Genomic DNA, 12,571 nt, shown 5'->3' with positions numbered 1-12,571 from the left:
CTTGACACCAATGGACGATACCCACCCCGAAACAATTAAGATTCCAATGCCTTAGCAGTCTTCATCCTATCCAACTTGAGAATCAACACACCCAAAGGTGGCAGACATAAATCAAGGGAGTAAGGATGACTGTGCAATGACCAATCATCTGTCCACTTACCGCCTAAATTGCCCATATTGCTACCGCCGTAGGGACGAGCATCACTATTAAACAACTCAGTATAAAATCCCTTTTCTGGTACACCGATGCGGTAGTGAGAATGGGGTTGGGGTGTAAAGTTACAAACTACGACAACGAAGTCATCAGATTCTTTATCGCGGCGCATAAAGGAAACAACACTGTGGCGGTTATCGCTACAATCAATCCACTCAAACCCATCCTGAGCAAAATCTTGGGTATATAAAGCAGGTTCAGAACGGTACAGTTGGTTAACATCTTGGAAAAACTGTTTTAACTGTTGGTGGTCTTCATACTGCAATAATTGCCACTCTAAGTCTGCCCAGACGTTCCACTCACTCCACTGTCCAATCTCCATGCTCATAAACATGGTTTTCTTGCCTGGGTGGGCGAACATGTAGCTAAATAAACAACGCACATTAGCTAACTTTTGCCATCTATCCCCTGGCATTTTGCCGATGATGTTGCTCTTGCCATGCACTACTTCGTCATGAGACAACGCCAGCATGAAGTTTTCACTGTGGTTGTACCACATACTAAAGGTGATGTTATTTTGATGGAACTGGCGGAACCAAGGGTCCATGCTGAAGTAATCCAGCATATCGTGCATCCAGCCCATATTCCACTTCAAGTTAAAGCCCAGTCCACCTGTATAGGTAGGCCAAGATACCATCGGCCAAGAAGTAGATTCTTCGGCAATTGAGAGAATACCAGGGAAATAACTGAAGATAATGTGATTTACCTGACGGAGAAACTCTGCTGCTTCTAAGTTTTCTCTACCACCGTACTGGTTAGGTAGCCATTCTCCTGGTTTACGACAATAGTCCAAGTAAAGCATGGAAGCCACAGCATCAACCCGAATTCCATCGATGTGATACTTATCAAACCAGAAGAGGGCATTTGCCACCAAGAAATTTCTGACTTCATGGCGATTGTAGTTGAATACTAATGTCCCCCATTCTTTATGTTCACCTTTGCGGGGGTCAGAGTGTTCGTAAAGATGACTACCATCGAAGAAAGCTAAACCATGTCCATCCTTAGGAAAGTGACCAGGAACCCAATCCACAATTACGCCGATGTCGTTTTGGTGACATTTGTCAACAAAATACATGAAATCTTCGGCGGTACCAAAACGGGAAGTAGGAGCATAGTACCCTGTTACTTGATAACCCCAAGACCCATCAAAGGGATGCTCGGCAATGGGTAACAATTCTAAATGGGTGTATCCTAGTTCTTTGACGTAGGGAATCAGCCTATCTGCTAATTCTCTGTAGGTAAGAAAGCGTGCGCCTGGTTTGAGTTCCGAAACGATAACTACAGGTTCTGTTTCACCGTTAGGCAATTTAGCTGGTTCTGAACTAGAACCATGTAACCAAGAGCCTAAATGCACTTCGTAGACTGATACAGGTTGGGTGAGGGGGTCAGTGTGACGGCGTTTTTCCATCCACTCTTCGTCATCCCAACTGTAAGTATTTAAATCGGTAACAATGGATGCCGTTTTGGGACGAGGTTCCTGCTGGAAACCGTAGGGGTCGGATTTTTCGTAAATATGTCCTTCAAAATTTTTGATTTCATATTTGTAATGTTCTCCAACCCCGATTTCGGGAATAAATAATTCCCAAACTCCAGTAGGCCCTTTCCGCATTTGGTGTTTACGACCGTCCCAGAGGTTGAAATCTCCCAGTAACGAAACATTACGGGCATTAGGCGCCCAAACAGCAAAATAGACGCCCTTGACACCATCTATCTCTGTAGGGTGCGCTCCCAGTTTTTCGTATATGCGGTGATGGTTACCTTCAGAAAATAAATGTAAGTCAAAGTCTGTCAACCGGGGAGAACGGAAGGCATAAGGGTCATAAGTGACACGCTCATGCTCACCTTCTTTAATCTTTAATTGGTAATTTGTCAGTTCTGCTACTTCAATGGTGCATTCAAAAAAGTGAGGATCATGTACCGTCTGCATTTGGTATTCCTGACGTTGTTCAGGAAGAACTACCCATGCGGCACTCGCATTTGGTAGGTAGGCTCGCACAGCCCAGACATTTTTACCATTTTGTTCGATGGGGTGAGAACCTAGTATTTCAAAGGGATCATGATGCTGATTCCAAACTATACGGTTAACCTGTTCAGGGGCAATCGTGGTCATGGACATGAAGCTACCTACGTATAATAAAGTGATTGAGTAAATCTACTGTTCTAATATCTATATATATTCTTTACATTTATTTGCAATTTTGTCGCCACCGTTATCGTACATCAGAATGAGGCAACAGTATTTTTGGGGATTAGGGATTGGGGATTGGTGAAGAGTAATTATTGTTAAATATCTAGAAATGGGAAAATTTGCAGTAAAGCTCTACGCAAACGTATGAGGTAAAGAGTTTGTCTGACCTCAGCACTGAGTTTGGGTGGAGGACTCACTTGTAGTTGCTCTTGTAATTGTGCGTATTCAGCAGCATTTAGAGGTTTGCCATCCACAGGCGATCGCGCGTCTATAATAATTTCTGTCCGCAATATTTCTTCTGGTATATCCTCTGGCGGTGGTAATGCCATTACAGGTTTCCCCCAATGACCCAACAACCACACCAAAACACTAGTACTGATACTCAAAACCCCAAATAAAAATATTTTTTTTCTCTTTCCCATTCCCTACTCCCTACTCCCTACTCCCCACTCTTTCACTCAACCCCGGCGGTAATGGTTCATTACACAGTTGATGAATGTGCATAATGCGTTCAAATAACCAGGGATAACCCTTACGGTAGTGGGGTATGAGTGCTAAAGGACTCATCAAGGCAGCTGCGGCAATATCGGCTACACTCAACCTGTCACCTACCAAATAGTCACTTCTTTGCCAGCGAATAGATAACTCTTCTAAGGCAATTGTCAGTCTATTGGTAGCTAGTTTTACACTAGCATCGTTGATTCCATATTGTTTTCTCACTACTTTGATTACCATCTGGCTAGATAGTGAGGGGTCGATTTGCTTACCTTCTCCAGCACGAAACTGATAATACACAAACCTGGTGGCTGTACCAATGCTTTCATCCAACCAATCTTCTAGCATCAAGGCTTCTGTCTGCTGTTCATGGTTGGGTAAAAAAAACGATGGTGCTTTTTGGTAAGTTTCTAAATATTTTAAAACTTGTGTGGAATCAGCGATCGCTTGCGGTTGTCCGTCTATTTGCGGTAGCAACACTGGCAGAGTCTTTAAACCAGTTAATGGCTTAACTCGCAGAATATGCAACCCAGGAGTTAAATTTTCCTTTTGATAATCAATTTGCTTGTAACCTAGCCCTAGGCGGGCTTTACGACAATAATGCGAGGTACTAAATTGCAGTAGCAACATACAGCTACTTTAGCAGATTAGCTAAAAAACACGTTGACAAAATTCTTCCTACAAAAATTTGGCAATGCCAAGCAAATCTACCTCAATCGTTTTCTCACCATAAAAAAAACTATAGATAATGCTCAATAGCAGTTGCCAGTAACTTAGTTGTCATATTTTTAGTAATTTATTACATACTTAGTATTAAGTATGTAAAGTTATTTACTTACAACAGAAAGTTAAATTTTCTAGATTTTACTTGACTTCAAAACAACATTTTTTAGAGAACAGTTGACCGCTACAGGAATTTTTCTCAGAAAAGTGGTTATGTATTCGCCCAAAACTAATGATTGTCAGTTGTGTAGTGAGCAGCACTATCACTAACCTGTTTTGGGCGCCGTCTCTAAGATGACATTTTATTTATGGTGTAGCTGGTGTGGGAGCAGGGGTAACACCGTCAGTAGGCTCACCAGGAGCGGGGGTAACTGCGGGTGGGGTACCTGCTGGGTCGTCAGTGCCAGTTTCACAAGCTCCAAGAACCGCAGCTAAACTCAACATTAAAGCAAAACCAAAGATTTTTGTTTTCATAATTAACTCCTCTTTCACCAATTTTGGCAATAAAAAAATTTCGCCTGTTGAATAAGATAACCTATTTGTTGCTGATTTTTAAGATGTCTGGATATTACATTTTTCAAAGCCATACTTTCGGCTGATTTCTTAGGGTGTAGTTATTATGCAGTAAGCCGATTATTTTCTTTGGATGAGGAGTATAGTGACTTGATGAGCAGGTGTACTTTACCACATTTGATAACAAACAAGGATGTCATGGTGTTGAGGACTTGCTCCTTACTGCCTTGTCTTGCCATACTTTAGATGCAATATTGCTACTTATCTAGTTGACGCCATGATTTGGTGCAGTTACCTCATTACAGGGGTATGGGGTGTTAAGTGTGCTGATGACGCAGAACACAATTTTCGCCCTAACTAAAGCAGGTCAACGATCTAAAACACAATATTTTTAATTTCCGAAAATTTATGACTGCTGTTCGTAAATCGGCTGTTTCCCCGAAAGGTAATTGGTTCCGACGAAATTCTACCCCATCTGTAGAAAAGCAGCGCTCCCTGCGTTTGAGTGAATCTACAGTAGCAGATCAATCTCCGCCAGTACCCACGCTCAAAAAACGGCGTTCTTCACTATCTACTACTAAAGTACAAGAGTTAGCTAAACAACCAATCTCACCCGTTAAAGAGTCTGTAATGGCTGCACAGGTCAGACCACAGTCGGGCTTCTTAAACGTGCCTGTAGTGCCAAATTCTGGAGCGGCACCTTTTTGGTTACTGCGGTTGTATACTTCACATCGTTATTCTTCAATTGTGGCGTTTTTGTTGGTGAACGCAACTTTGGTTGTTTATGGTTTGACTGTATATTCCCAAGATTTGTGGGGACAGGGGTATCGTAAACTACAAGATTTCCAACTTTATGAGCGACAGTTAACCACAACCAATGCCACCTTGAAAAATCAAATGGCGGAGGAAGCAGAAAAGCAAACATCAGGTCTTGTATCGCCAACACCAGCCCGGACACTTTTCTTACCTACGTCCCCTCCATCTGCTAGTTCTTTGCCAACCCCTGCCACAATGCCAAATCTAGCAACGCCGCAGCAAACTTCCTCGCCACTGGGGTATTAAGGGTTAATCCAAAATCCTAAATTCCCATTTAAAAATTGGCACGGTCAATATAACTAAGCCATTTGATACTGAGCAGGTCAATGCAAAAGTCACCAAGTAGATTAAAATTCAGAAATTTTCGGAATCCGTCGTTGAAAAAACGCCAAAAATCATCTAAACGAGGATTTATGGCTAGGTTTAGCGCTCATACTCCAGACCAGATCCAAAGCACTAAATCCCGCTTGTTCGTGGTATGGGGCATATTAATGGCTGCTAGTTTGGGATTGGCTATTAATTTATATCAACTACAAATTATCCAGGGGCCAAAGTTGACCCAGAAGGCGCGCAATCAGCAAATGGTGAATCTACGGCCTTTTGTTCCGCGTCGCCTGGTGGTAGACCGCAGCAATGATGTGTTGGCTGTTGACCGTCCTGTTTATATTTTGTATGCCCATCCCAAGTTGTTTAGTCAGTCTAATGAAAAAATAGCAGAACGCTTGGCCCCCATACTGGATAAAACTTCTGCTGATTTGGTGAAAACTTTTCAAAGCCAAAAAAGTGGCATTACATTGGCTTCTTCCCTACCGGAAGTAGTTGCCGATCGCATTAGATCTTTGCGCTTAAATGGCTTGGAGTTGACTCAAAAATACTCTCGATTTTACCCACAACAGGATTTGGTTGCTGATGTAGTGGGCTATGTGAATATTGACCGTCGTGGTCAGGCTGGTGTGGAATATAGTCAAGAGAAATTATTAGAACGTTCTGTGCAGACGGTGCGATTAAGTCGTTCAGGAAACGGGCGACTACTACCAAATCATGCACCCGAAGGATTCTTAAATTTTGATGACTTGCGATTGCAATTGACTATTGATAGTCGTTTGCAAAGGGCTGCCCGTACTGCTCTCAAAGACCAAATGGACAAGTTTCAGGCTAAACGGGGGGCGGTAATTGTCATGGATGCCTTGGATGGTTCTTTACTGGCTTTGGTGTCTTATCCCACCTATAACCCCAATGAATATTCCAAATCTGATGTTTCTTTATTTAGAAACTGGACAGTGGCGGATCTTTATGAGCCGGGATCAACTTTTAAGCCGTTGAATGTGGCGATCGCTCTGGAAAATGGCGCCATTAAACCAGATGATGTGTTTAATGATCCTGGTTCGATTCGCATCGGTAGTCACACCATCAGAAATGCTCAACGCAATAGTTATGGGAACATCAATATTGCTCAAATTCTCCAAACTTCCAGCAATATTGGCATGGTGCGGATCATTCAACAAATGAAGCCCTCTGTTTATTACAATTGGCTAGAACGCTTGGGATTAGGGCAAACTATAGAGACAGATTTGCCGTTTGAAGTTCGTGGACAGTTTAAAGGTCAAACAAAATTTCTCGGTTCACCCATTGAAGCCGCGACTACCTCTTTTGGGCAAGGTTTCTCTTTGACACCGTTACAGTTGGTGCAAATGCACGCAGCTTTAGCTAATGGGGGTAAATTGGTCACACCCCACGTAGTCCAAGGACTGGTGGATACCAATGGGCAGATGCATTATGCACCAGAACGCCCCACACCACGCCAAATTTTTTCCCCAGCGACAGCCCAAACTGTGGTGGAAATGATGGAAACTGTGGTTTCAAAAGGCACTGGTAAGCCTGCACAAATTCCGGGTTATCGCATTGGTGGTAAAACAGGTACAGCGCAAAAAGCTAGTCCTAATGGTGGCTATATTGCCAATGCTAGAATTACTAGCTTCGTGAGTATTTTACCAGTAGAGTCTCCCCGCTATGTCGTTTTGGCAGTAGCAGATGAGCCTAAAGGAGCCAATGCGTATGGTTCTACGGTGGCTGCACCAGTTGTGAAAGCGGTGATGGAAGCGTTGATTCCCATTGAACGTATTTCACCAAGTCAGGGGAGTGGGGAGTAGGGAGTGGGGAGCAAGGGGGAAAGACCTCTGCCTCTCTGGTGAGCTTTTTTAATTGGCAGTTTCTGGAGTAATTTGCATCCGAACTATACGACTAGAATTTCTGAATATACGAACCAAGATAAATGTAAAATACTTGAGCCAAAATGGTTTTAAGCGGTGAGGATAGCGGGCAAAATTATCTTGATAATAATCGATATCTAAAACTTTAATTCCTAATCCCCAGGTTTCTAATTCTGTAATTTTCTTAATTCCCCATTTAAATTCAGCATTGGTTTTCGAGACTGTATCATGACCCTTGGTATTTTTGGCAAATGCTGGACTGACAACATCGATAATTATTTCTACATTGTGCAAGCGATCGCCTATTTGTTTGAACAAATTTTGATGTTGTTCTTTGGTCAAATACATCGATACTCCTTCCGCAATTATCAACATAGGTTGTCCAGGAAATCGCTCAACTTCATCCATCCAATTAACATCAAATATGGATTTAGCAATAAATTTGTATCTGTCTGTTTCTGATATTAGTTTATGCCGCAGTTCAATTACTTCGGGAAAATCAATTTCATACCAATTAATTGTGCCATTGTCTACTCGAAAAAACCTAGTACAAAGTCCTGAGCCTAAATTAACTATTACAGCGTTGGGATGATTTTTAATAAAATTAATTACAGCTTTATCAAAGCTTTTGGCTCTAATTGCACTTCCTAATAAAGAAGCCCATCCTGAAATGAATTTTGTAAAATCGTAATCAATTTTTTCTACTATCTCCACAGCTTTTTCATCTTTAATTACACCATCATCTCGATTGGTTTCTAAATACCGAGCATACAGGGTTATCATCAAAGTCTCTGCCACACCAGTAATTTTTGCTGTAGATTCTTGATTGACAAAAGCCATTTTTATCTCCAGAATGGTTGCTATTTATTCCTGATAACTTTGCTTAATTGCTGCTGCAATTGAACCTGTTTTTTTGTAAGTTGCAATTAGTTCATGTGATTTGGTTTTGCGGGTTGCCAACATATCTTTTAATGGCATTAACAAATCAACATCTGGGTCATCGTGTAGAGCAATTTCTGCTACTTCTATAAGTTGCGTAGCATCAGTAAAAATGTCTGCATTATCAAAGCCTTGCTGGGCAGAAATTTGGTGCAAGTTTGCATCAGGTATGATGGCTCTTCCTGGCAAAGTTTTATCTAAAATTAGACCTTTTAATAAAGCTAACAAAGCTCCATAAATAAAAAAATCATCACAAGTATCACAAGCTTTAAATTCAATGCGTCCTACTTCTGCGGGAATTCGGGCAATTTTTGTTAATGAAGGTACGCTATTAATTAGTTGTTCCTGTTTCTCAACAAATACTAGTGCGGCTGATCTTTTTCCAGTTCTCACAAAAGTGCGTACTGATAGACCTGGCCATAAATCCCCATTATAAAAAGGAGAACTATAACTAAAAGGCACGATATAGGGGCTGTAATAAGTTAACTTTTTACCAATATCAATTACATTTTCAATTGGTAAATCTGCCACGGAAATATTTAAATCTGGGCCATAAGTAACCATGTAAATATTAGCCGTGCGTTCATCTGGGTAAGTCTGTAGCTGCTGGAGTTCATATTCATTTAAAGGAGGTTGTGGTTCAAAGACAGTTTTGTAGGGATTAAAACTTGTCAAAACTGGTGAAAAACCGTAGTTAAAAGCAACCTCACGCAGCAAGCGAAAACTTTCTGATAATTCAGTTAAAGCACCTTGAATATCAGAATGTATAGTGGTTCTAATTTCAATGCCTTTGGGTAAACAGTCTATAACTTTGTCAGAATCAGCAAAGCGTTCAAACCCCTCAATGTACCATCTCTTTTGTCTAATACCAGCATCGCCGACGCGTAGTTGAGAGTAATCTTCGGGGTATGTGGGTAGCTTTTCTACAATTTGGTTAAAATCAGCAAACTTAGTCTGGGAAAAATCAGCAAACTTTCCTTCCCGGTTCAGGAAAGCGACTTCATGCTCGATACCAAAACAAAACTTCATGTATACTTAATTACAATTGCTTAATTTGATTAAAGTAGGACTAGCGCTACAAGAGATGCAAATAGCATACTATATGAGATAGTTTCTCATTAATTAATCTATCAGAGTCAAAATCAGTTGCACCAAAAATTTCTGTTAAATTGGCAGATTGAAAGTCTACCGTGTAGCTAGAAGTTAGCAATTTTGGCACTAATCGTGTTAATTGTCAGAGATGGAGGTTAAATTAAATTTTCCTGACAAACTCCACAACGACACAATAATTTTTAGTTTAACTATAAAAATTCTCAAGATAATTTGAGATACTTACTAAAGTTACACTCACAGGTAAGGGTGGCTTTGACTACTCTCCTAGTTTTAATATAAGTGTGGCGATCGCATGAATTTGACAAGTCGCCATCCTGAAATTGCTAAGGTTGATCAAGGTAAATTTGAGGCGTGAGTATATGACAACTGCCGTTCAATCCCCTTATAGCAACGAACAAATTACCGCGTGGTTACGTGGACTGCTCACCATAGCCTGGGCAGATGGTAAGTTTGATCCCGAAGAACAGGAATTAATTACCACTCTGACCAAAAGTGAATTAGCTCCTAGTCTAGAGTGGGATTCCTTAGGAGTAATTGAACCAGAAGAACTAGCCGCAGTCTTGGGTAAAAAGACACCAGCCGCAGATAATTTTGTGCGTACAGCCGTAATGGTAGCGATCGCCAATGGTACATATTCTCCCAGCGAGGATCAAGTAATGCAACAGTTGTGCGATGCTTTAGGACAGCCAAAAGATATTCTAGAATCTCTACGCTATACTCTAGACGACGAAAGACAGATATCTGCACCCGGAGCAATTTCACAAGATGCACTCTGTCCCCTGCGTGACTGGCTAGACGGACTAGAGATTAAAGACCCCAGAGTTGCCCGTTTTTTGTGCAAAATGATTCCCTCCCAGTGTCCCTTCGAGCGGGACATCACTTTATTTGGACGCAAAATTGTCCACATACCGCCTTTATGTAAAATTAATCCCCTGTATGAACAACTAGTGGGTTTACGTTTTCGCGCCCTTTCTTACCTAGCTGATGAATGTGGTGAAGATATTTCGGCATATATCTAGTTATTGAATATTGGTAGAGTTTGCAGTCTGAAAACAGAAAAAAGTGACAACGTATAATTGACTAAAAACCAGTTATAAATATTACTTTTTACTACTAGTGTCGGTAAACAATTTTGCCAGTTAGTAGTATATTTTTACACCTAAATATTGTTGATTTTCAACGGAGGCTGCTGTATCCACTCCAGAAAGTTGCTCACAAAGGTTGAATAAACTGGTTTACTAGCTTGAGATGAATTAAAATAGCTGCTCAAAGGTTTTGTAAATTGTCGAGGAGATTTGAGTATGAAATACAGGCTATGGTTTAATTTAGTTGTAATTTCCACATTAGCTACATCAGTGTTAACTATGTTACCAACACCTGGTGTATCTGCCACAGTCAGGACTACCAATGAAACTCAAGCCTCCTGTGATTTACCAACTGATTTTCAGACTCAAACTTCAGTATTGCCTCACGGAAACCGTGGTATCCTCGTTGCCTATTCAGATGGCTCTGGAGAAGATACTCTCTTCGATTTCAGTGCCGCAGAAAGTGATGCCGCCGTCACCCTATTTGGTTGTGACTGTCCTGCTTGCCTGAATGTACTACGTCAGCTACGCAGTTCACCCATGATGAAAAGTGGTAACGGGCATTGCTGGGACAATATGGAATTTACAGCCTCTCGGCAAAAATTACAGGAAGTCTTGACAAACTTAGAAGTAGAAGAGGCTATTGAGTTAAAGACGCGACTAGACTAATGTGACAGTTTTCAGGCGATCGCTGATAAAATGAAAGACTTACCGCATTAGTGACTACCGTTTGCCTCTGGATAATAAAATCCTCCATAACCGAAAATTATTTTGCATCAGGGAAATTGAACTTGAGTCGTAGTCGATAATTTGCTCAGAGGTCAAATCTAAGTTACTCAAACATAAAATTACATTTGAACATGGGCTGTTTGTAGTTTTTGAGTTGGCGTGTGGAAAACAAGAACTCTACTACATCAGCCTTCTCTCATCTTTCTTTTTGGTAAAGGTATTTTGATCATTGATTAATCAGGAAAGATAATGTCAAGTAGGAGGCCTACTCCCTGTCTCCATAAATATAGGACTTACGCACACTCTACGAATTCTTGGCGTTCTTGGCGTCTACAGCCCTTACGGGCATCGCTGCGCGCGGGCGGTTCGATAAATTAAGCTTTTTGGCAATTTTTGCGTAAGTCCATAAATAAATTTAATTTTTCTCAAATAGCTAAATTATGCAATTTATTGACCAAGCAGTAGTTGAAGTAGAAGCTGGTAAAGGTGGCGATGGTATCGTCGCCTTCCGGCGAGAGAAGTACGTACCAGCAGGCGGCCCCTCCGGCGGAAATGGGGGGCGGGGTGGTTCGGTAATTTTTGTAGTTGATCCTAACCTGCAAACTTTACTAGACTTCAGATACAAACATCTTTTTAAAGCAGATAATGGTGGACGTGGTGGGCCAAATAACTGCACCGGGGCTAATGGTAAGGACTTGATTATCGAAATTCCCTGTGGTACGTCTGTTTATGATGCGAGTACAGGTGCTTTATTATGCGATTTAATTGAGCCTGGGCAACGTTTTCGGGTTGCTGAAGGCGGAAAAGGCGGATTGGGAAATCAGCATTTTTTGAGTAACCGTAACCGCGCCCCAGAATATGCTTTACCTGGATTACCAGGAGACATGAAAGTACTGCGCCTAGAGTTGAAACTTTTGGCCGAAGTCGGGATTATTGGGTTACCAAATGCCGGCAAATCCACACTAATTTCTTCTTTATCCGCCGCACGTCCGAAAATTGCCGATTACCCTTTTACAACTCTCATTCCCAATTTGGGTGTAGTGAGAAAACCCACTGGTGATGGTACAGTTTTTGCGGATATTCCCGGTTTAATCGAAGGCGCTTCTCAAGGTGCGGGTTTAGGATACGATTTCTTACGCCATATTGAACGCACACGAGTTTTATTACATTTACTTGATGCTACAAGTGAAGATGTAATAGGTGATTACAAGACGATTCAGCAAGAATTGCAAGCCTACGGACGAGGTTTAGCAAAGCGCCCGCAAATTGTAGCGTTGAACAAAATTGATGCGGTTGATAGAGAAACAGTAGACTTAGAAGCATTAGCTATGCAACTAAATCATCTTTCTTATTCACCAGTTTTCTTGATTTCAGCAGTTACTCGTACAGGATTAGAGCCTTTATTACAAGAAATTTGGCGAGTGCTTGATGAAACTAATGCTGCTGAAGAACTCGAAGCAGTGAGGTAAAGACTGGTTTTATACTAATTCACCTAGCAGCTATATATTTTGAAGGTTCCAGAGATACTGGAACTTTGCAAAATTGA

At 41.3% G+C, this 12,571-nt stretch carries 11 protein-coding genes; 5 read left to right on the top strand and 6 right to left on the bottom strand.

All coding sequences use genetic code 11. The features are described 5' to 3' along the window. Positions 1-35: 35 nt before the first annotated feature. The 4 genes from glgB to ACM0OT_RS17420 form a co-directional block, all read right to left on the bottom strand. Complete coding sequence (gene glgB / locus ACM0OT_RS17435; protein WP_414565685.1) at positions 36-2,330, bottom strand: 1,4-alpha-glucan branching enzyme; 2,295 nt, start codon at positions 2,328-2,330, stop codon at positions 36-38. A 167-nt stretch (positions 2,331-2,497) separates the two neighbouring features. After that, positions 2,498-2,824, bottom strand: coding sequence for a hypothetical protein (locus ACM0OT_RS17430; protein ID WP_414565684.1), 327 nt, complete (start codon positions 2,822-2,824; stop codon positions 2,498-2,500). Between the two features lie 10 nt (positions 2,825-2,834). Beyond that, positions 2,835-3,527, bottom strand: coding sequence for a glutathione S-transferase family protein (locus ACM0OT_RS17425; protein WP_414565683.1), 693 nt, complete (start codon positions 3,525-3,527; stop codon positions 2,835-2,837). A gap of 399 nt (positions 3,528-3,926) precedes the next feature. Continuing rightward, positions 3,927-4,094, bottom strand: coding sequence for a hypothetical protein (locus ACM0OT_RS17420; RefSeq protein WP_414565682.1), 168 nt, complete (start codon positions 4,092-4,094; stop codon positions 3,927-3,929). Between the two features lie 447 nt (positions 4,095-4,541). On the opposite strand from ACM0OT_RS17420, the gene ACM0OT_RS17415 reads away from it, so the two are divergent. Together ACM0OT_RS17415 and ACM0OT_RS17410 are read left to right on the top strand one after the other, a co-directional pair. Continuing rightward, complete coding sequence (locus ACM0OT_RS17415; protein ID WP_414565681.1) at positions 4,542-5,195, top strand: hypothetical protein; 654 nt, start codon at positions 4,542-4,544, stop codon at positions 5,193-5,195. A gap of 245 nt (positions 5,196-5,440) precedes the next feature. Then, positions 5,441-7,099 (top strand): peptidoglycan D,D-transpeptidase FtsI family protein, encoded by a 1,659-nt coding sequence (locus tag ACM0OT_RS17410; protein ID WP_414565767.1) that lies wholly within the window; start codon positions 5,441-5,443, stop codon positions 7,097-7,099. Positions 7,100-7,147: 48 nt separating this feature from the next. Here ACM0OT_RS17410 and ACM0OT_RS17405 read toward each other — a convergent pair whose 3' ends face one another. Together ACM0OT_RS17405 and ACM0OT_RS17400 are read right to left on the bottom strand one after the other, a co-directional pair. Beyond that, positions 7,148-7,999 carry a class I SAM-dependent methyltransferase gene (locus ACM0OT_RS17405; protein ID WP_414565680.1) on the bottom strand — a complete coding sequence of 284 codons (852 nt, stop codon included), beginning with the start codon at positions 7,997-7,999 and terminating at the stop codon, positions 7,148-7,150. A 24-nt stretch (positions 8,000-8,023) separates the two neighbouring features. Continuing rightward, positions 8,024-9,127: a glutamate--cysteine ligase gene (locus tag ACM0OT_RS17400; RefSeq protein WP_414565679.1), complete on the bottom strand. Its 1,104-nt coding sequence runs from the start codon at positions 9,125-9,127 to the stop codon at positions 8,024-8,026. 443 nt (positions 9,128-9,570) lie between these two features. On the opposite strand from ACM0OT_RS17400, the gene ACM0OT_RS17395 reads away from it, so the two are divergent. The 3 genes from ACM0OT_RS17395 (at position 9,571) to obgE (ending at position 12,494) form a co-directional block, all read left to right on the top strand. Then, the gene (locus tag ACM0OT_RS17395) at positions 9,571-10,230 is read left to right on the top strand and encodes a Mo-dependent nitrogenase C-terminal domain-containing protein (protein ID WP_414565678.1); all 660 of its coding nucleotides are present in this window, start codon (positions 9,571-9,573) and stop codon (positions 10,228-10,230) included. 282 nt (positions 10,231-10,512) lie between these two features. After that, the gene (locus ACM0OT_RS17390) at positions 10,513-10,965 is read left to right on the top strand and encodes a hypothetical protein (RefSeq protein ID WP_414565677.1); all 453 of its coding nucleotides are present in this window, start codon (positions 10,513-10,515) and stop codon (positions 10,963-10,965) included. Positions 10,966-11,465: 500 nt separating this feature from the next. Next, positions 11,466-12,494: a GTPase ObgE gene (gene obgE / locus ACM0OT_RS17385; protein WP_414565676.1), complete on the top strand. Its 1,029-nt coding sequence runs from the start codon at positions 11,466-11,468 to the stop codon at positions 12,492-12,494. Positions 12,495-12,571: the final 77 nt, after the last annotated feature.

The sequence above is a fragment of the Anabaena sp. CCY 9613 genome (assembly GCF_963920895.1).
In the GTDB taxonomy this organism is placed as follows: Bacteria; Cyanobacteriota; Cyanobacteriia; order Cyanobacteriales; family Nostocaceae; genus Cyanocohniella.
This window is presented reverse-complemented; position numbering and strand designations above follow the sequence as displayed.

Bases quoted from the DNA above. Each gene is read 5' to 3' on its own strand.
- glgB (WP_414565685.1), bottom strand. From the start codon at position 2,330: ATGTCCATGACCACGATTGCCCCTGAACAGGTTAACCGTATAGTTTGG.
- ACM0OT_RS17430 (WP_414565684.1), bottom strand. From the start codon at position 2,824: ATGGGAAAGAGAAAAAAAATATTTTTATTTGGGGTTTTGAGTATCAGT.
- ACM0OT_RS17425 (WP_414565683.1), bottom strand. From the start codon at position 3,527: ATGTTGCTACTGCAATTTAGTACCTCGCATTATTGTCGTAAAGCCCGC.
- ACM0OT_RS17420 (WP_414565682.1), bottom strand. From the start codon at position 4,094: ATGAAAACAAAAATCTTTGGTTTTGCTTTAATGTTGAGTTTAGCTGCG.
- ACM0OT_RS17415 (WP_414565681.1), top strand. From the start codon at position 4,542: ATGACTGCTGTTCGTAAATCGGCTGTTTCCCCGAAAGGTAATTGGTTC.
- ACM0OT_RS17410 (WP_414565767.1), top strand. From the start codon at position 5,441: ATGGCTGCTAGTTTGGGATTGGCTATTAATTTATATCAACTACAAATT.
- ACM0OT_RS17405 (WP_414565680.1), bottom strand. From the start codon at position 7,999: ATGGCTTTTGTCAATCAAGAATCTACAGCAAAAATTACTGGTGTGGCA.
- ACM0OT_RS17400 (WP_414565679.1), bottom strand. From the start codon at position 9,127: ATGAAGTTTTGTTTTGGTATCGAGCATGAAGTCGCTTTCCTGAACCGG.
- ACM0OT_RS17395 (WP_414565678.1), top strand. From the start codon at position 9,571: ATGACAACTGCCGTTCAATCCCCTTATAGCAACGAACAAATTACCGCG.
- ACM0OT_RS17390 (WP_414565677.1), top strand. From the start codon at position 10,513: ATGAAATACAGGCTATGGTTTAATTTAGTTGTAATTTCCACATTAGCT.
- obgE (WP_414565676.1), top strand. From the start codon at position 11,466: ATGCAATTTATTGACCAAGCAGTAGTTGAAGTAGAAGCTGGTAAAGGT.